At 53.3% G+C, this 415-nt stretch carries 1 protein-coding gene; it reads right to left on the bottom strand.

The genetic code is table 11. The features are described from left to right. Positions 1-415, bottom strand: a 415-nt coding sequence (gene msrP, locus GRF61_RS24390) for a protein-methionine-sulfoxide reductase catalytic subunit MsrP (RefSeq protein ID WP_169153185.1), incomplete at both ends; no start/stop codon positions are given.

The raw sequence follows: 415 nt of genomic DNA, 5'->3' as shown, positions 1-415 counted from the left end.
CACCCACGGTCATCAGTGTGAGCGGATGCATTGCTTCGTCGAGACGCAATCCTTCGACATAAGGATATTTCAGCCCGCCGCCGATAAAGCGGTCCTGCTGGCCAGGCATCTGTTCCGGTGCATAAATTGTTTCGAAAGCGACATACTTCGCATTGCTGGGGGGTTCGGCAAGCGCCAGCAATTTGTGCAGCGGAAAACCAATCCACGGCACCACCATCGACCACGCTTCCACGCAGCGCATACGATAAATACGCTCTTCCAGCGGGAAGCGACGGGTTAAATCATCGTGATCGAGGGTCAATGGTTTTGCCACTTCGCCGCTGATTTTCAGTGTCCATGGATCGGTTTTCAGGCTACCAGCATTAGCGGCGGGATCGGCTTTATCCAGCACGAATTCATAGAAGTTGTTATAGCC

It is taken from the genome of Azoarcus sp. TTM-91 (assembly GCF_012911025.1).
GTDB lineage: Bacteria > Pseudomonadota > Gammaproteobacteria > Burkholderiales > Rhodocyclaceae > Azoarcus.
This window is presented reverse-complemented; position numbering and strand designations above follow the sequence as displayed.